Here is a 17,546-nt window from a genome sequence, read left to right as displayed (position 1 = left end):
AAAGAGAGGACACAATGCAGGGTTCTGTGACAGAGTTTCTAAAACCGCGCCTGGTAGATATCGAGCAAGTGAGTTCGACGCACGCCAAGGTGACCCTTGAGCCTTTAGAGCGTGGCTTTGGCCATACTCTGGGTAACGCACTGCGCCGTATTCTGCTCTCATCGATGCCGGGTTGCGCGGTGACCGAGGTTGAGATTGATGGTGTACTTCATGAGTACAGCACCAAAGAAGGCGTTCAGGAAGATATCCTTGAAATCCTGCTCAACCTGAAAGGGCTGGCGGTGAGAGTTCAGGGTAAAGATGAAGTTATTCTTACTCTGAATAAATCTGGCATTGGCCCTGTGACTGCAGCCGACATCACCCACGACGGTGATGTTGAAATCGTCAAGCCGCAGCACGTGATCTGCCACCTGACCGATGAGAACGCAGCTATTAGCATGCGTATCAAAGTTCAGCGCGGTCGTGGTTATGTGCCGGCTTCTGCCCGAATTCATTCGGAAGAAGATGAGCGCCCAATCGGCCGTCTGCTGGTCGACGCATGCTATAGCCCTGTAGAGCGTATTGCCTACAATGTTGAAGCAGCGCGTGTAGAACAGCGTACCGACCTGGACAAGCTGGTCATCGAAATGGAAACCAACGGCACAATCGATCCTGAAGAGGCGATTCGTCGTGCGGCAACCATCCTGGCAGAACAACTGGAAGCTTTCGTTGACTTACGTGATGTTCGTCAGCCGGAAGTGAAAGAAGAGAAACCAGAATTCGATCCGATCCTGCTGCGCCCTGTTGACGATCTCGAATTGACTGTCCGCTCTGCTAACTGCCTTAAGGCAGAAGCTATCCACTATATCGGTGATCTGGTACAGCGTACCGAGGTTGAGTTGCTGAAAACGCCGAACCTGGGTAAAAAATCTCTTACTGAGATTAAAGACGTGCTGGCTTCACGTGGTCTGTCTCTGGGCATGCGCCTGGAAAACTGGCCACCGGCAAGCATTGCTGACGAGTAACCGGATCACAGGTTAAGGTTTTACTGAGAAGGATAAGGTCATGCGCCATCGTAAGAGTGGTCGTCAACTGAACCGCAACAGCAGCCATCGCCAGGCTATGTTCCGCAACATGGCAGGTTCACTGGTTCGTCATGAGATCATCAAGACGACCCTGCCTAAAGCGAAAGAGCTGCGTCGCGTAGTTGAGCCGCTGATTACTCTTGCCAAGACTGACAGCGTTGCTAATCGTCGTCTGGCATTCGCCCGTACTCGTGATAACGAGATCGTGGCAAAACTGTTTAACGAACTGGGCCCGCGTTTCGCGAGCCGTGCCGGTGGTTACACTCGCATTCTGAAGTGTGGTTTCCGTGCAGGCGACAACGCGCCGATGGCTTACATCGAGCTGGTTGATCGTTCAGAGAAAGCAGAAGCTGCTGCAGAGTAATCTGTAGTAACGTAAAAAAACCCGCTCCGGCGGGTTTTTTTATATCCGCGATCCCCCCACTTCTCTACAATGTCTGTATCAATTCTGTTCATCCCCTGGAGCTGGTAATGTGGTTGCTCGACCAGTGGGCAGAACGCCATATTCGCGATGCCCAAAATAAAGGTGAATTCGACGATCTCCCGGGTAGCGGCGAACCCCTTGTGCTTGACGATGATTCGCACATCGCGCCTGAACTGCGTGCTGGATACCGTTTACTGAAAAATGCTGGCTGTCTCCCTCCGGAGCTCGAACAGCGCAGAGAGGCTATTGAACTGGCCGATCTTCTCAAAGGGATCCGCTATGACGATCCACGACATTCTGAACTTAGCCGCCGCCTCGCCCTTCTTGAACTCAAGTTGCGCCAGGCTGGGATGAACACTGATTTTTTGCGCGGTGAATACGGTGAAAGATTGATGCAGAAAATAAACGAGGAGTAGTTATGTACCGTATTGGTGAACTTGCGAAGCTTGCGAACGTTACGCCGGATACCATCCGATATTACGAAAAGCAGCAGATGATCGATCATGAAGTTCGCACTGAAGGTGGCTTTCGCCTTTATACCGATAACGATTTGCAGCGACTGCGGTTTATTCGTTATGCGCGTCAGCTCGGCTTCACGCTGGATTCGATTCGTGAGTTATTATCGATCCGCATCGATCCGGAGCATCACACCTGCCAGGAATCTAAAAGCATTGTGCAGGCCCGGCTGGATGAAGTTGAAGCACGCATTCAGGAATTGCAAACCATGCAGCGCTCTCTGCAAAGGCTGAATGATGCCTGCTGCGGGACGGCCCACAGCAGTATTTACTGTTCAATTCTGGAAACCCTTGAACAGGGAGCGAGTGGAGAAACGCAGGGCTGTTGATTTTTAGTTCATCCGGGTCTAGACTCCCGTCGTCATAAACCCTGCTCTGGAGACATTATGAGCCGCTATCAGCACACGAAAGGACAAATCAAGGACAATGCCATTGAGGCGTTACTTCACGACCCGTTATTCAGGCAGCGCGTTGAGAAGAATAAAAAAGGGAAAGGAAGTTATCTGCGTAAAGACAAACATGAAAAACGGGGTAACTGGGAGGCCAGTGGCAAGCAAGCGAATCGCTTATTTACCACTGGCCTTCCTGCTTTTATCTGGTGACTATACGCGGTTATTCTGTTCTTTTAACAGATCGCGGATCTCACTCAGCAGCACTTCTTCTTTCGTTGGTGCAGGTGCAGCAGCCGGCTCTTCTTTTTTACGGTTGAGCCTGTTGATCAGCTTGATAGCCATAAAAATGGCAAACGCGACAATCACAAAATCAAATACGTTCTGAATAAATACGCCGTAGTGCATTACTACTGCCGGAACATCACCCTGCGCTTCACGCAGTGTGAAAGCGAATTGTTTGAAATCAATGCCCCCGATTAACAGCCCTAAAGGTGGCATGATAATGTCGGCCACTAATGATGAAACAATCTTGCCGAATGCTGCACCAATAATGACACCCACTGCCAAATCCACCACGTTCCCGCGCATCGCAAATTCGCGAAATTCTTTAATAAAACTCATTGTTCTCTCCTTGTGCCAGCTGACGAGTATAAGTTTAACAAATGATTAGCCAATTGCCATTCGGGATAATTAAACGTTATGAAAAATAAAAGGCACAAAAATGAAAAGGATAAAGAATGGGTGCTCTTACTCGAGCACCCAGCTCTTTAAAGGAAGAATGGACTTGGCTGGAATAAACGTTCGACGTCGGTAATAAACTTTTTATCGGTAAGGAACATAATAACGTGATCGCCTTGCTCAATACGTAAATTGTCATTGGCAATCATGACGTCGTTCCCGCGCACAACGGCGCCGATAATCGTGCCTGGTGGCAGCTTAATTTCGTCGATCGACCGGCCCACGACGCGTGACGTGGTTTCATCTCCATGAGCAACAGCTTCAATGGCTTCCGCTACGCCGCGGCGGAGCGATGACACACCAACAATATCTGCTTTACGAACATGGCTCAGAAGCGCGGAAATTGTTGCCTGCTGCGGTGAAATGGCAATATCAATGACGCTGCCCTGGACCAGATCGACATACGCCTTACGCTGGATAAGCACCATGACCTTCTTTGCTCCCATACGCTTGGCGAGCATGGCGGACATTATATTCGCCTCGTCGTCGTTGGTGACGGCAATAAAGAGATCAACCTGATCAATATGCTCTTCAGCCAGCAATTCCTGATCAGACGCATCGCCATAAAATACGATCGTATTTTGCAGTTTTTCCGCCAGCTCAGCAGCACGCTGTTGATCGCGCTCGATCAATTTTACGCTGTAATCTTTTTCTAACCGATGTGCCAGACCTGCACCGATATTGCCGCCGCCGACCAGCATGATGCGTTTATAGGGTTTTTCGAGACGCTGAAGTTCACTCATCACCGCACGAATATGCTGTGAGGCCGCAATAAAGAAGACCTCATCACCTGCTTCGACAATCGTGGAGCCTTGCGGGCGGATTGGCCTGTCGTGACGGAAAATGGCTGCGACGCGCGTATCGATATGCGGCATGTGCTCGCGCATGGTGGAAAGCGCATTGCCGATCAATGGTCCACCGTAATAGGCCTTAACCACTGCCAGGCTCACTTTACCCTCGGCAAAGTTCACCACCTGCAGGGCGCCCGGATATTCGATCAGACGATAGATATTGTCGATAACCAGTTGTTCTGGCGCGATGAGATGGTCAATCGGGACCGCTTCGGAATTAAACAGTTTCTCAGCATCGCGAACATAGTCCGGAGAGCGAATGCGCGCGATTCGGTTTGGCGTGTTGAAAAGCGAATAGGCCACCTGACAGGCCACCATGTTGGTTTCGTCAGAACTGGTTACCGCAACCAGCATGTCGGCATCGTCGGCTCCCGCCTCACGAAGCACGCGTGGGTGCGAACCATGACCCTGCACCACGCGCAGGTCAAACTTGTCCTGTAAGACACGCAGACGATCGCCGTTGGTATCAACAATTGTGATGTCGTTGTTTTCGCCAACCAGGTTTTCAGCCAGCGTTCCGCCCACCTGTCCTGCACCCAGAATGATAATCTTCATATCTCGTGACCTGTTCTCAACATCACTCTTTGATTAGCTTAGCGTAAAAGAAGCCATCACCCTGTTCAGCACCCGGCAGGTTCTGCAGACCCGGGGATTCAGGCGTTCCCGTATCGCGCAGCGCGGCGCCCGGGGTACGTTTAAGGAAAGCCGCGATTTGCTGGCTGTTTTCTTCCGGCAGTACGGAGCAGGTCGCATAAACCAGTGTTCCGCCAGGTTTAAGATGTGGCCAAATGGCGTCGAGAATGTCGGATTGCAGTTGGGCAAGTTCCTTAATATCACGATCGCGGCGTAGCCACTTGATGTCCGGATGACGACGAATAACACCCGTTGCAGAGCAGGGGGCGTCCAGCAAAATGCGATCGAATTGTGTTTCACCACACCATTCTGCGGGTTTGCGTCCATCGCCTTGCTTAACCTGAGCCTTCATACCCAGACGCTTGAGGTTGTCGTAGACGCGTGAGAGACGCTGTTCATCGACGTCCACTGCCATTACGCTGGCCTGCGGAGCCACTTCAAGAATATGCGTCGTTTTGCCCCCAGGCGCGGCGCACAGATCGAGTATCTGCTCACCATTTTTGGGTTCAAGCCAGGTCATGCAACCCTGAGCCGAGGCATCCTGTACGGTTACCCAGCCTTCATCAAAACCGGGTAATGCATGTACCGATGCCGGTGAGGCCAGGCGTACAGCATCCGGATAGGCTTCATGCGGGAATCCACTCATTCCAGCTTCTTCAAGTAATGTCAGCCATGCGTCACGGGTGTGATGATTACGATTCACGCGTAACCACATTGGCGGACGCTGGTTGTTGGCATCGGCAATGTCCAGCCACTGCTGTGGATAAGCTTTTTTCAGGCGCTTCAACAGCCAGTCCGGGTGCAGGAAACGTGCTTCGCTTTGGGCAAATTCAGCCAGAAGCTCTTCCTGCTGTCTCTGAAACTGACGCAGTACGCCGTTGATCAGCCCTTTCAGCTGAGGGCGTTTAATCGCAACGGCACCTTCCACCGTCTCAGCCAGCGCGGCATGAGGTGGGATGCGGGTATGAAGAAGCTGATAAAAGCCCACCATAATCAAATAGTGTACGGTGCGCTGCTTGCCTGTCATTGGGCGTGACATCAGCTTGTTAATCAACCACTCAAGCTGAGAAAGCGTGCGCAGAACGCCAAAACAGAGCTCCTGAAGCAGGGCTTTGTCTTTATCAGAGACTTTTTGTTGCAGAGGAGGCAGGACGTTACTTAATGACTGGCCCTGCTCGATAACCTGCTCAACGGCCTGAGCCGCCATACTGCGTAGATTTTGTTTTTTCATAACCGTAAAAATAAAAATGCCCGGAAACACCGGGCCTTAAGGATAAATTTGCTCAGGCAAGACGATTGCCTGGAATAAACCATTCGCGACGGGAATTTAACAGATCCTGGGCGCTCATGGCCTTCTTACCGGCCGGTTGTAGCGATTCAAGATTCAGGATCCCTTGCGCAGTCGCCACCTGGATCCCGTTCTTGTTGGCGTCAACAATCGTACCGGGTTCAGCCGTGGTAGTACCGCTAATGACGGAGGCTTTCCAGACTTTCACCGGCTGCTCATCAATCTCCATCCAGCTCATTGGCCACGGATTAAAAGCGCGAATGCAGCGTTCAAGTTGAGCGGCTGACAGGGACCAGTCGATCCGCGCTTCTTCTTTGCTCAGTTTTTCGGCATACGTCACCAGCGCGTCATCCTGAACTTCCGGTTTCGCCGTATTGTCAGCCAACTGCTGGAGCGTCTCGATAAGCCCTTGTGGACCGAGGTCTGCCAGTTTGTCATACAGCGTGGCGCTGGTATCGTCTGACGTAATGGGGCAGGCCAGTTTATACAGCATATCGCCGGTGTCTAAACCTACGTCCATCTTCATAATGGTAACGCCCGTTTCGGCATCACCTGCCCACAGCGAGCGCTGGATAGGTGCAGCACCACGCCAGCGCGGGAGCAGAGACCCATGCACGTTGATGCACCCCAGGCGAGGCATATCGAGCACGGCTTTCGGCAAAATTAAACCGTAAGCCACCACCACCATTACGTCGGCATTCAGGTCAGCAACCAGCTGCTGATTTTCCTGTGGGCGTAACGATGCGGGCTGGAAAACGGGTAGCCCATGCTCTTCTGTCAGCACCTTTACTGGGCTTGGCATCAGTTTTTTACCACGACCTGCCGGACGATCCGGCTGGGTAAAGACGCCAACAACCTGGTGACCAGAAGATAACAGCGCGTCAAGATGACGCGCTGCAAAATCAGGGGTTCCCGCGAAGATGATTCGTAGTGTTTTAGACACGATGATCCTTGTATCCCGGGGGACGTTATGCGCGAGAACGCAAACGATCCAGTTTTTCTACTTTCTGACGAATACGCTGCTGTTTCAGCGGCGAGAGATAATCGATAAACAGTTTACCGACCAGGTGATCCATCTCATGCTGAATACAAATCGCCAGCAGGTCGTCTGCTTCCAGTTCGAACGGATTACCGTCGCGATCCAGGGCGCGAATTTTCACTTTTTCGGCACGCGGCACTAAAGCGCGCTGTTCAGGAATGGACAGACAGCCTTCCTCAATACCGGTTTCGCCACTCTTTTCGAGCAACTCAGGGTTGATCAGCACCAGGCGGCCATCGCGATTTTCAGAAACATCAATCACGATAATACGTTTGTGAATGTCCACCTGCGTCGCCGCCAGGCCAATGCCTTCTTCGGCGTACATGGTATCGAACATATCATCAACGATACGCTGGATTTCTGCATTCACTTCTTTGACCGGTTCAGCGACGATGCGAAGGCGCTCGTCCGGAATATGTAACACTTGCAAAACTGCCATAAATTTCCAGAGTCGTGTTCAGGAGTTGATAAGAATACTCTTTCTATTCTAGACAAATCCCCCATCGATTGACAGCATCAGTGACCAATCGCAATGATTGCGGAGGCCGCTTATGGCAGGGGAAAGGATGACGTCTACCGAGATATGGCTACGGCTAATACACACAGGGTCTCTGTGTGGTGATGTAATGCTGGAAGTGGCTGCGCGACTGCAGAAGCAGGGAAACATCGATGCGCTCGTCGCCAGGAACGCCGGGCTGACAGCAAAGCAGGTTGAACGGTTCTTTGCGCCAGACGAGAGCGAGCTGGAACGTAGCCTGATGTGGCTTGAGCAGCCGGGAAATCACTTATTGACGGCCAACCATCCGCTTTATCCCTCTTTACTCCGAACGATTCCTGATTATCCCGGGGCATTATTCGTAAAAGGTAACCCTGAGGCGCTTAATACGGTTCAACTGGCGGTGGTAGGCAGTCGTGCGCCGTCATGGTACGGCGAGCGATGGGGGAAAATCCTGTGCGAACAATTGTCACAAAGCGGTTTCACGATCACCAGCGGGCTTGCCTGCGGTATTGACGGCGTTGCCCACGGCGCGGCGCTGTCAGTTAAAGGACGAAGTGTAGCGGTGCTGGGGAACGGTCTTTTTAGCATTTATCCACGCCGACATCAGGCACTGGCGATGCGACTTATTGAATCTGACGGCGCGATAGTGTCTGAGTTCCCGCTTTCCGCGCAGCCCTGGCCGGCAAACTTTCCGCGTCGTAATCGCATTATCAGCGGGCTTAGCAAAGGCGTGCTGGTGGTTGAAGCGGCGCGGAGAAGCGGTTCGCTGGTCACGGCGCGATGCGCGCTCGAACAAGGGCGAGAAGTCTTCGCCTTGCCTGGTCCGATAGGCAACCCTGGATGCGAGGGGCCCCACTGGCTGCTTAAGCAAGAGGCAACACCGGTAACGGAAGTAGGGGATATTCTTGAAAATTTGCAATATGGGTTGCAATGGCTGCAGGAAGATCCCGAAAAGCGACAATATTCATCAGATCAGGGAAAGGTGGCATTGCCATTTCCCAAGCTCCTGGCTAACGTAGGAGATGAGGTAACACCTGTTGACGTTGTCGCTGAACGTGCCGGCCAACCTGTGCCAGTAACGGTAGCACAGCTACTCGAACTGGAGTTAGCAGGGTGGATCGCAGCTGTACCCGGCGGCTATGTCCGATTAAGGAGGGCATGCCATGTTCGACGTACTGATGTATTTGTTTGAGACTTACATCCATAACGAAGCAGAAATGCGAGTGGATCAGGACAAATTGACACAGGATCTTACCGATGCGGGGTTTGAGCGGGAAGATATCTATAATGCGTTGATGTGGCTGGAAAAACTGGCTGATTATCAGGAAGGCCTCGCCGAACCGATGCAGCTTGCTTCTGACCCATTGTCAGTACGCATTTATACCGCAGAAGAGTGTGAAAGGCTGGACGCCAGCTGCCGGGGGTTCATCTTATTCCTTGAGCAGATTCAGGTGCTGAACCTCGAAACGAGAGAAATGGTGATAGAGCGCGTCATGGCGCTGGATACAGCAGAATTTGAACTGGAAGACCTCAAGTGGGTGATCCTGATGGTTCTGTTTAATATCCCGGGCTGTGAAAATGCCTATCAGCAAATGGAAGAATTACTCTTTGAAGTGAATGAAGGTATGCTGCACTAATTCAATGTGCAGCACCAAGAGTTGTTATGGCCAAATCAGCACTATTCACGGTGCATAAAAACGAGCCCTGCCCGCAGTGCGGGGCTGAACTTGTTATTCGGTCCGGGAAACACGGCCCGTTTCTCGGTTGTTCACACTATCCGGAATGTGATTATGTCCGCCCCCTGAAAAGTCAGGCGGATGGACATATCGTTAAAATTCTGGAGGGGCAGTTTTGTCCAGTCTGCGGTGGTGAATTAGCCCTGCGTCAGGGGCGTTTCGGCATGTTTATTGGGTGTAGCCGCTACCCGGAATGCGAACATACGGAACAAATTGATAAGCCTGATGAAACGGCAATCGCGTGCCCTCAGTGTCAGCGCGGTCAATTGGTACAGCGCCGCTCCCGTTATGGTAAGACCTTCCATTCGTGCGATCGCTATCCTGAATGCCAGTTCGTTATCAATTTTAAACCGGTAGCGGGAACCTGCCCTCATTGCAATTATCCGCTACTCATAGAGAAGAAAACCGCGCAAGGCATGAAACGCTTCTGCGCCAGTAAACAATGTGGAAAGCCGGTTACGGCGGATCAAAATAGTGAATAATAACCTGCCATCAGGCTCCATTGTGCATGCAGTGGACGTACTGAAAAATGAAGAAGTCATCGCCTATCCAACTGAAGCTGTTTTTGGGGTCGGTTGCGATCCTGACAGCGAGACGGCTGTGAGCCGCCTGCTTGCCTTAAAACAAAGACCCGTCGAGAAAGGGCTGATTTTGATCGCTGCGAACTACGAGCAGCTTAAACCCTATATCGATGACTCCATGCTGACGCCGGCGCAGCGCGAGACTATCTTCTCGGCGTGGCCTGGACCGGTGACCTTTGTCTTCCCGGCGCAGCCGACAACGCCGCGCTGGTTAACCGGACGCTTTGATTCCCTCGCCGTTCGCGTAACTGACCATCCGCTGGTGGTTGAGCTTTGTCTGGCATTTGGTAAACCGCTGGTCTCAACCAGCGCCAACCTGACCGGATTGCCACCTTGTCGGACAACCGAAGAAGTGCTGGCGCAGTTCGGGAATGACTTCCCTGTTGCTGTCGGTGAAACGGGAGGGCGTCTGAATCCGTCTGAAATTCGCGACGCTTTGACCGGCGAACGTTTTCGCCAGGGATAATCTCATGGAAACCTATGCTGTTTTTGGTAATCCGATTGCACACAGCAAGTCACCGTTGATTCATCAGCAATTTGCGAAGCAGCTGCAGATAAACCATCCCTATGGTCGCGTACTGGCACCGGTGGATGCATTTATTCCAACGCTGGAGGCTTTTTTCGCCGCCGGCGGTAAAGGCGCTAATGTGACGGTCCCTTTTAAAGAGGAAGCCTTCGAACGTGCGGATGAGCTTACCGAGCGCGCTTCACTGGCTGGTGCGGTCAATACCCTAAAACGGCTTGAGGATGGCCGCCTTTTGGGGGACAACACCGACGGAATTGGTTTACTTAGCGATCTGGAACGACTGTCGTTTATTAAGCCCGGATTCCGGGTCCTGCTGATTGGTGCGGGTGGCGCATCGCGGGGAGTACTGTTGCCTCTGCTTTCACTGGACTGTGCGGTGACCATTACCAACAGAACCTTTTCCCGCGCAGAAGCGCTGGCGGCGTTGTTTGCGCATACCGGCAGCGTGAGCGCGGTAGCACTTGACGATCTTGCCGATCGTGAGTTCGATCTTGTTATCAATGCCACGTCCAGCGGCATCAATGGCGAGATCCCGGCAATTCCTGCTTCTCTGGTCAGCGCGCATATGTACTTCTATGACATGTTTTATCAGAAAGGGAAGACGCCTTTCCTTAACTGGTGCGAACAACACGGCGCGAAACAATTAGCCGATGGACTGGGAATGCTGGTGGGGCAGGCTGCGCATGCGGTGCTGCTCTGGCATGGCGTGCTGCCGGCGGTCGAACCTGTCATTGAAAAGTTAAAGCAGGAACTTTCGGCGTGAACCAGGCTATTCATTTCCCGGACAGAGAGAGCTGGGATGAGAGTAAACAAGCGGTTTGTTTTCCGGTGCTGGTGCAGGGTATGCAACTTACCTGTGCCATTCATGGGGAAACGCTGCTGTGTCGTTTTGGCGGTTCAGACCCGCTAGCGGTATTTAGCGAAAATCGCTGGGATCTGGAAGAGGAAGCCAGCGATTTAATCCGCGAACAGCAGGAAGACGATCAGGGCTGGGTTTGGTTGTCCTGATCCAAATAGTCATCCTTCCAGTTAACGTAGTTGTTCGCCGAGTATTTTAACCCTTCGATCTCTGCCTCCTTCAGGGGGCGGATCTGTTTTACCGGGCTTCCCAGATAGAGATAGCCGCTCTCCAGCCGTTTGTTCTGCGGGACCAGGCTACCGGCACCAATCATTACGTCATCTTCTACTATGACGCCATCCAGCAAAATCGACCCCATGCCAACAAGTACGCGATTTCCGATCGTGCAGCCGTGAAGCATCACTTTATGGCCGACGGTAACCTCGTCTCCAATGATGAGGGGATTGCCCTCCGGGTTATAGGAGGATTTGTGTGTGACATGCAGAACGCTACCGTCCTGAATATTGGTACGTGCACCAATCGACACATAGTTAACATCTCCCCTGATGGCGACGAGCGGCCAGATGCTGACGTCATCGGCCATTCGGACATCACCAATCACCACGCTGCTGGCATCGATCATCACGCGATCGCCTTTTTGGGGGAACAGATCTTTATAAGGACGTAATACTGCGGGCATATCTACCTCTAACAATGAGCGCTATACAGAAGACTTTGATCATAGTAATGGATCGAGGCAAGGCAAAATACGTCAATATTTAAGCAGATCGGGCGGGATTTCAGCGAAAAGCGCGGAAAATCAGCAGTCGGAAAAAAAGATCTAAAAAATACTTGTGCTAAAAAATGGGATCCCTATAATGCGCCTCCATCGACACGGCGGATGTGAATCACTTCACACAACAAGCGGTTCGGTTGAAGAGAAAAAATCCTGAAATAACGGGTTGACTCTGAAAGAGGAAAGCGTAATATACGCCACCTCGCAACGGTGAGCGAAAGCCGCGTTGCACTGCTCTTTAACAATTTATCAGACAATCTGTGTGGGCACTCAAAGTGACATGGATTCTTAACGTCGCAAGACGAAAAATGAATACCAAGTCTCTGAGTGAACATACGTAATTCATTACGAAGTTTAATTCACGAGCATCAAACTTAAATTGAAGAGTTTGATCATGGCTCAGATTGAACGCTGGCGGCAGGCCTAACACATGCAAGTCGAGCGGTAGCACAGAGAGCTTGCTCTCGGGTGACGAGCGGCGGACGGGTGAGTAATGTCTGGGAAACTGCCTGATGGAGGGGGATAACTACTGGAAACGGTAGCTAATACCGCATAACGTCGCAAGACCAAAGAGGGGGACCTTCGGGCCTCTTGCCATCAGATGTGCCCAGATGGGATTAGCTAGTAGGTGGGGTAACGGCTCACCTAGGCGACGATCCCTAGCTGGTCTGAGAGGATGACCAGCCACACTGGAACTGAGACACGGTCCAGACTCCTACGGGAGGCAGCAGTGGGGAATATTGCACAATGGGCGCAAGCCTGATGCAGCCATGCCGCGTGTATGAAGAAGGCCTTCGGGTTGTAAAGTACTTTCAGCGGGGAGGAAGGCGATAAGGTTAATAACCTTGTCGATTGACGTTACCCGCAGAAGAAGCACCGGCTAACTCCGTGCCAGCAGCCGCGGTAATACGGAGGGTGCAAGCGTTAATCGGAATTACTGGGCGTAAAGCGCACGCAGGCGGTCTGTCAAGTCGGATGTGAAATCCCCGGGCTCAACCTGGGAACTGCATTCGAAACTGGCAGGCTAGAGTCTTGTAGAGGGGGGTAGAATTCCAGGTGTAGCGGTGAAATGCGTAGAGATCTGGAGGAATACCGGTGGCGAAGGCGGCCCCCTGGACAAAGACTGACGCTCAGGTGCGAAAGCGTGGGGAGCAAACAGGATTAGATACCCTGGTAGTCCACGCCGTAAACGATGTCGACTTGGAGGTTGTGCCCTTGAGGCGTGGCTTCCGGAGCTAACGCGTTAAGTCGACCGCCTGGGGAGTACGGCCGCAAGGTTAAAACTCAAATGAATTGACGGGGGCCCGCACAAGCGGTGGAGCATGTGGTTTAATTCGATGCAACGCGAAGAACCTTACCTACTCTTGACATCCAGAGAACTTAGCAGAGATGCTTTGGTGCCTTCGGGAACTCTGAGACAGGTGCTGCATGGCTGTCGTCAGCTCGTGTTGTGAAATGTTGGGTTAAGTCCCGCAACGAGCGCAACCCTTATCCTTTGTTGCCAGCGGTTAGGCCGGGAACTCAAAGGAGACTGCCAGTGATAAACTGGAGGAAGGTGGGGATGACGTCAAGTCATCATGGCCCTTACGAGTAGGGCTACACACGTGCTACAATGGCGCATACAAAGAGAAGCGACCTCGCGAGAGCAAGCGGACCTCATAAAGTGCGTCGTAGTCCGGATTGGAGTCTGCAACTCGACTCCATGAAGTCGGAATCGCTAGTAATCGTAGATCAGAATGCTACGGTGAATACGTTCCCGGGCCTTGTACACACCGCCCGTCACACCATGGGAGTGGGTTGCAAAAGAAGTAGGTAGCTTAACCTTCGGGAGGGCGCTTACCACTTTGTGATTCATGACTGGGGTGAAGTCGTAACAAGGTAACCGTAGGGGAACCTGCGGTTGGATCACCTCCTTACCTTAAAGAACCTGCCTTTGTAGTGCTCACACAGATTGTCTGATGAAAAGTAAATAGCAAGGCGTCTTGCGATTGAGACTTCAGTGTCCCCTTCGTCTAGAGGCCCAGGACACCGCCCTTTCACGGCGGTAACAGGGGTTCGAATCCCCTAGGGGACGCCACTTGCTGGTTCGTGAGTGAAAGTCACCTGCCTTAATATCTCAAAACTCATCTTCGGGTGACGTTTGAGATATTTGCTCTTTAAAAATCTGGATCAAGCTGAAAATTGAAACGACACATCTTTAAGGTGTGTTCGAGTCTCTCAAATTTTCGCAAGTCGGTGATGAATCGAAAGAAACATCTTCGGGTTGTGAGGTTAAGCGACTAAGCGTACACGGTGGATGCCCTGGCAGTCAGAGGCGATGAAGGACGTGCTAATCTGCGAAAAGCGCCGGCGAGGTGATATGAACCTTTGACCCGGCGATGTCCGAATGGGGAAACCCAGTGTGTTCCGACACACTATCGTTAACTGAATACATAGGTTAACGAGGCGAACCGGGGGAACTGAAACATCTAAGTACCCCGAGGAAAAGAAATCAACCGAGATTCCCCCAGTAGCGGCGAGCGAACGGGGAGCAGCCCAGAGTCTGAATCAGCTTGTGTGTTAGTGGAACGGTCTGGAAAGTCCGGCGATACAGGGTGACAGCCCCGTACACGAAAGCACACAGGTTGTGAACTCGAAGAGTAGGGCGGGACACGTGGTATCCTGTCTGAATATGGGGGGACCATCCTCCAAGGCTAAATACTCCTGACTGACCGATAGTGAACCAGTACCGTGAGGGAAAGGCGAAAAGAACCCCGGCGAGGGGAGTGAAAAAGAACCTGAAACCGTGTACGTACAAGCAGTGGGAGCACCTTCGTGGTGTGACTGCGTACCTTTTGTATAATGGGTCAGCGACTTATATTCTGTAGCAAGGTTAACCGTATAGGGGAGCCGAAGGGAAACCGAGTCTTAACTGGGCGTTAAGTTGCAGGGTATAGACCCGAAACCCGGTGATCTAGCCATGGGCAGGTTGAAGGTTGGGTAACACTAACTGGAGGACCGAACCGACTAATGTTGAAAAATTAGCGGATGACTTGTGGCTGGGGGTGAAAGGCCAATCAAACCGGGAGATAGCTGGTTCTCCCCGAAAGCTATTTAGGTAGCGCCTCGTGAACTCATCTTCGGGGGTAGAGCACTGTTTCGGCTAGGGGGCCATCCCGGCTTACCAACCCGATGCAAACTACGAATACCGAAGAATGTTATCACGGGAGACACACGGCGGGTGCTAACGTCCGTCGTGAAGAGGGAAACAACCCAGACCGCCAGCTAAGGTCCCAAAGTCATGGTTAAGTGGGAAACGATGTGGGAAGGCACAGACAGCCAGGATGTTGGCTTAGAAGCAGCCATCATTTAAAGAAAGCGTAATAGCTCACTGGTCGAGTCGGCCTGCGCGGAAGATGTAACGGGGCTAAACCATGCACCGAAGCTGCGGCAGCGACGCGTATGCGTTGTTGGGTAGGGGAGCGTTCTGTAAGCCGTTGAAGGTGTCCTGTGAGGGGTGCTGGAGGTATCAGAAGTGCGAATGCTGACATAAGTAACGATAATGCGGGTGAAAAGCCCGCACGCCGGAAGACCAAGGGTTCCTGTCCAACGTTAATCGGGGCAGGGTGAGTCGACCCCTAAGGCGAGGCCGAAAGGCGTAGTCGATGGGAAACAGGTTAATATTCCTGTACTTGGTGTTACTGCGAAGGGGGGACGGAGAAGGCTATGTTAGCCGGGCGACGGTTGTCCCGGTTTAAGCATGTAGGCGGAGGTTCCAGGTAAATCCGGTACCTTATTAACGCTGAGGTGTGATGACGAGGCACTACGGTGCTGAAGTAACAAATGCCCTGCTTCCAGGAAAAGCCTCTAAGCATCAGGTAACATCAAATCGTACCCCAAACCGACACAGGTGGTCAGGTAGAGAATACCAAGGCGCTTGAGAGAACTCGGGTGAAGGAACTAGGCAAAATGGTGCCGTAACTTCGGGAGAAGGCACGCTGATATGTAGGTGAAGCCCCTGCGGGTGGAGCTGAAATCAGTCGAAGATACCAGCTGGCTGCAACTGTTTATTAAAAACACAGCACTGTGCAAACACGAAAGTGGACGTATACGGTGTGACGCCTGCCCGGTGCCGGAAGGTTAATTGATGGGGTTAGCGGCAACGCGAAGCTCTTGATCGAAGCCCCGGTAAACGGCGGCCGTAACTATAACGGTCCTAAGGTAGCGAAATTCCTTGTCGGGTAAGTTCCGACCTGCACGAATGGCGTAATGATGGCCAGGCTGTCTCCACCCGAGACTCAGTGAAATTGAACTCGCTGTGAAGATGCAGTGTACCCGCGGCAAGACGGAAAGACCCCGTGAACCTTTACTATAGCTTGACACTGAACACTGGTCCTTGATGTGTAGGATAGGTGGGAGGCTTTGAAGCGTGGACGCCAGTCTGCGTGGAGCCGCCCTTGAAATACCACCCTTTAATGGCTGGTGTTCTAACGTAGACCCGTAATCCGGGTTGCGGACAGTGTCTGGTGGGTAGTTTGACTGGGGCGGTCTCCTCCCAAAGAGTAACGGAGGAGCACGAAGGTTAGCTAATCCTGGTCGGACATCAGGAGGTTAGTGCAATGGCATAAGCTAGCTTGACTGCGAGAGTGACGGCTCGAGCAGGTGCGAAAGCAGGTCATAGTGATCCGGTGGTTCTGAATGGAAGGGCCATCGCTCAACGGATAAAAGGTACTCCGGGGATAACAGGCTGATACCGCCCAAGAGTTCATATCGACGGCGGTGTTTGGCACCTCGATGTCGGCTCATCACATCCTGGGGCTGAAGTAGGTCCCAAGGGTATGGCTGTTCGCCATTTAAAGTGGTACGCGAGCTGGGTTTAGAACGTCGTGAGACAGTTCGGTCCCTATCTGCCGTGGGCGCTGGAGAATTGAGGGGGGCTGCTCCTAGTACGAGAGGACCGGAGTGGACGCATCACTGGTGTTCGGGTTGTCATGCCAATGGCATTGCCCGGTAGCTAAATGCGGAAAAGATAAGTGCTGAAAGCATCTAAGCACGAAACTTGCCCCGAGATGAGTTCTCCCTGACCCTTTAAGGGTCCTGAAGGAACGTTGAAGACTACGACGTTGATAGGTCGGGTGTGTAAGCGCAGCGATGCGTTGAGCTAACCGATACTAATGAACCGTGAGGCTTAACCTTACAACGCCGAAGCTGTTTCGGCGACGAGAGACAGACAATCAAATTTCAGCTTTGATACAGATTAACAGAATTTGCCTGGCGGCTTTAGCGCGGTGGTCCCACCTGACCCCATGCCGAACTCAGAAGTGAAACGCCGTAGCGCCGATGGTAGTGTGGGGTCTCCCCATGTGAGAGTAGGGAACTGCCAGGCATCAAATTTAGCGTGCTGATATGGCTCAGTTGGTAGAGCGCACCCTTGGTAAGGGTGAGGTCCCCAGTTCGACTCTGGGTATCAGCACCACTTTATACTTAGGTTAAAGTTCGGTAAGAAGTAAAAGAATTTGTCTGGCGGCTTTAGCGCGGTGGTCCCACCTGACCCCATGCCGAACTCAGAAGTGAAACGCCGTAGCGCCGATGGTAGTGTGGGGTCTCCCCATGTGAGAGTAGGGAACTGCCAGACATCAAATAAGTG

At 52.2% G+C, this 17,546-nt stretch carries 17 protein-coding genes, 2 tRNA genes and 4 rRNA genes; 17 read left to right on the top strand and 6 right to left on the bottom strand.

What is annotated here, in order from left to right:
* Nucleotides 1–14 precede the first annotated feature (14 nt).
* From V1566_RS00825 to V1566_RS00805, 5 genes are all read left to right on the top strand, one after another.
* A complete protein-coding gene (locus V1566_RS00825) occupies nt 15–1,004 on the top strand; it encodes a DNA-directed RNA polymerase subunit alpha (RefSeq protein ID WP_002919219.1) in 990 nt (329 codons plus the stop codon).
* Between the two features lie 40 nt (nt 1,005–1,044).
* On the top strand, nt 1,045–1,428 hold the full coding sequence (gene rplQ, locus V1566_RS00820; RefSeq protein WP_001216368.1) for a 50S ribosomal protein L17: 384 nt from the start codon (nt 1,045–1,047) through the stop codon (nt 1,426–1,428).
* A 107-nt stretch (nt 1,429–1,535) separates the two neighbouring features.
* Nucleotides 1,536–1,904 (top strand): DUF1992 domain-containing protein, encoded by a 369-nt coding sequence (locus V1566_RS00815; RefSeq protein ID WP_395304817.1) that lies wholly within the window; start codon nt 1,536–1,538, stop codon nt 1,902–1,904.
* Between the two features lie 2 nt (nt 1,905–1,906).
* Nucleotides 1,907–2,332: a Zn(2+)-responsive transcriptional regulator gene (gene zntR / locus V1566_RS00810; RefSeq protein WP_032662336.1), complete on the top strand. Its 426-nt coding sequence runs from the start codon at nt 1,907–1,909 to the stop codon at nt 2,330–2,332.
* A 57-nt stretch (nt 2,333–2,389) separates the two neighbouring features.
* Nucleotides 2,390–2,605, top strand: a complete 216-nt coding sequence (locus tag V1566_RS00805; protein WP_032644529.1) for an alternative ribosome-rescue factor A — start codon at nt 2,390–2,392, stop codon at nt 2,603–2,605.
* On the opposite strand, the gene mscL is transcribed toward V1566_RS00805, so the two are convergent.
* From mscL to def, 5 genes are all read right to left on the bottom strand, one after another.
* A complete protein-coding gene (gene mscL / locus V1566_RS00800) occupies nt 2,606–3,016 on the bottom strand; it encodes a large-conductance mechanosensitive channel protein MscL (protein WP_023309449.1) in 411 nt (136 codons plus the stop codon).
* 146 nt (nt 3,017–3,162) lie between these two features.
* Entirely contained in the window at nt 3,163–4,539 is a 1,377-nt protein-coding gene (trkA, locus tag V1566_RS00795; RefSeq protein ID WP_008503482.1) for a Trk system potassium transporter TrkA, read from the bottom strand.
* Between the two features lie 22 nt (nt 4,540–4,561).
* A complete protein-coding gene (gene rsmB, locus V1566_RS00790) occupies nt 4,562–5,848 on the bottom strand; it encodes a 16S rRNA (cytosine(967)-C(5))-methyltransferase RsmB (protein ID WP_395304816.1) in 1,287 nt (428 codons plus the stop codon).
* A gap of 52 nt (nt 5,849–5,900) precedes the next feature.
* Nucleotides 5,901–6,848, bottom strand: a complete 948-nt coding sequence (gene fmt / locus V1566_RS00785) for a methionyl-tRNA formyltransferase (protein ID WP_395304815.1) — start codon at nt 6,846–6,848, stop codon at nt 5,901–5,903.
* 25 nt (nt 6,849–6,873) lie between these two features.
* Entirely contained in the window at nt 6,874–7,383 is a 510-nt protein-coding gene (gene def / locus V1566_RS00780) for a peptide deformylase (RefSeq protein WP_008503479.1), read from the bottom strand.
* A 127-nt stretch (nt 7,384–7,510) separates the two neighbouring features.
* Between def and dprA the strand changes: the two genes are divergently transcribed.
* The 6 genes from dprA to V1566_RS00750 are packed head-to-tail and all read left to right on the top strand — an operon-like array spanning nt 7,511 to nt 11,294.
* A complete protein-coding gene (gene dprA / locus V1566_RS00775; RefSeq protein WP_395304814.1) occupies nt 7,511–8,635 on the top strand; it encodes a DNA-protecting protein DprA in 1,125 nt (374 codons plus the stop codon).
* Nucleotides 8,607–9,080, top strand: coding sequence for a DUF494 family protein Smg (gene smg, locus V1566_RS00770; protein WP_008503477.1), 474 nt, complete (start codon nt 8,607–8,609; stop codon nt 9,078–9,080). Before dprA ends, smg begins: the two co-directional genes overlap by 29 nt.
* Nucleotides 9,081–9,106: 26 nt before the next feature.
* On the top strand, nt 9,107–9,661 hold the full coding sequence (locus tag V1566_RS00765; protein WP_032662341.1) for a type I DNA topoisomerase: 555 nt from the start codon (nt 9,107–9,109) through the stop codon (nt 9,659–9,661).
* Nucleotides 9,654–10,226 carry an L-threonylcarbamoyladenylate synthase type 1 TsaC gene (gene tsaC, locus V1566_RS00760; RefSeq protein WP_395304813.1) on the top strand — a complete coding sequence of 191 codons (573 nt, stop codon included), beginning with the start codon at nt 9,654–9,656 and terminating at the stop codon, nt 10,224–10,226. The genes V1566_RS00765 and tsaC overlap by 8 nt, the downstream gene beginning before the upstream one ends.
* 4 nt (nt 10,227–10,230) lie before the next feature.
* Nucleotides 10,231–11,049, top strand: a complete 819-nt coding sequence (gene aroE / locus V1566_RS00755; RefSeq protein ID WP_023309443.1) for a shikimate dehydrogenase — start codon at nt 10,231–10,233, stop codon at nt 11,047–11,049.
* Nucleotides 11,046–11,294: a DUF1488 domain-containing protein gene (locus V1566_RS00750; protein ID WP_395304812.1), complete on the top strand. Its 249-nt coding sequence runs from the start codon at nt 11,046–11,048 to the stop codon at nt 11,292–11,294. Before aroE ends, V1566_RS00750 begins: the two co-directional genes overlap by 4 nt.
* Here the strand turns inward: V1566_RS00750 and V1566_RS00745 are convergent.
* Nucleotides 11,270–11,824 (bottom strand): gamma carbonic anhydrase family protein, encoded by a 555-nt coding sequence (locus tag V1566_RS00745; RefSeq protein ID WP_395304811.1) that lies wholly within the window; start codon nt 11,822–11,824, stop codon nt 11,270–11,272. The two genes, V1566_RS00750 and V1566_RS00745, sit on opposite strands and share 25 nt — an antisense overlap.
* A 472-nt stretch (nt 11,825–12,296) precedes the next feature.
* Here V1566_RS00745 and V1566_RS00740 point away from each other — a divergent pair.
* From V1566_RS00740 to rrf (V1566_RS00715), 6 genes are all read left to right on the top strand, one after another.
* A 16S ribosomal RNA gene (locus V1566_RS00740) occupies nt 12,297–13,836 on the top strand.
* 85 nt (nt 13,837–13,921) lie between these two features.
* Nucleotides 13,922–13,997: transfer RNA gene (locus V1566_RS00735), tRNA-Glu, on the top strand.
* 192 nt (nt 13,998–14,189) lie between these two features.
* A 23S ribosomal RNA gene (locus V1566_RS00730) occupies nt 14,190–17,095 on the top strand.
* Between the two features lie 74 nt (nt 17,096–17,169).
* Nucleotides 17,170–17,285: ribosomal RNA gene (gene rrf / locus V1566_RS00725) — 5S ribosomal RNA — on the top strand.
* Nucleotides 17,286–17,299: 14 nt separating this feature from the next.
* Nucleotides 17,300–17,375: transfer RNA gene (locus V1566_RS00720), tRNA-Thr, on the top strand.
* A gap of 43 nt (nt 17,376–17,418) precedes the next feature.
* Nucleotides 17,419–17,534, top strand: a 5S ribosomal RNA gene (rrf, locus tag V1566_RS00715).
* The 16S, 23S and 5S rRNA genes sit together here with 2 tRNA genes alongside, the layout of an rRNA operon.
* The last annotated feature ends 12 nt before the right edge of the window (nt 17,535–17,546 follow it).

Origin of the sequence: Enterobacter sp. ECC-019, assembly GCF_043974075.1 — a bacterium.
Classification (GTDB): Bacteria; Pseudomonadota; Gammaproteobacteria; order Enterobacterales; family Enterobacteriaceae; genus Enterobacter; species Enterobacter asburiae_D.
Note: the sequence above shows the minus strand (reverse complement) of the source record. Positions and strands in the feature narration are given on the sequence as shown.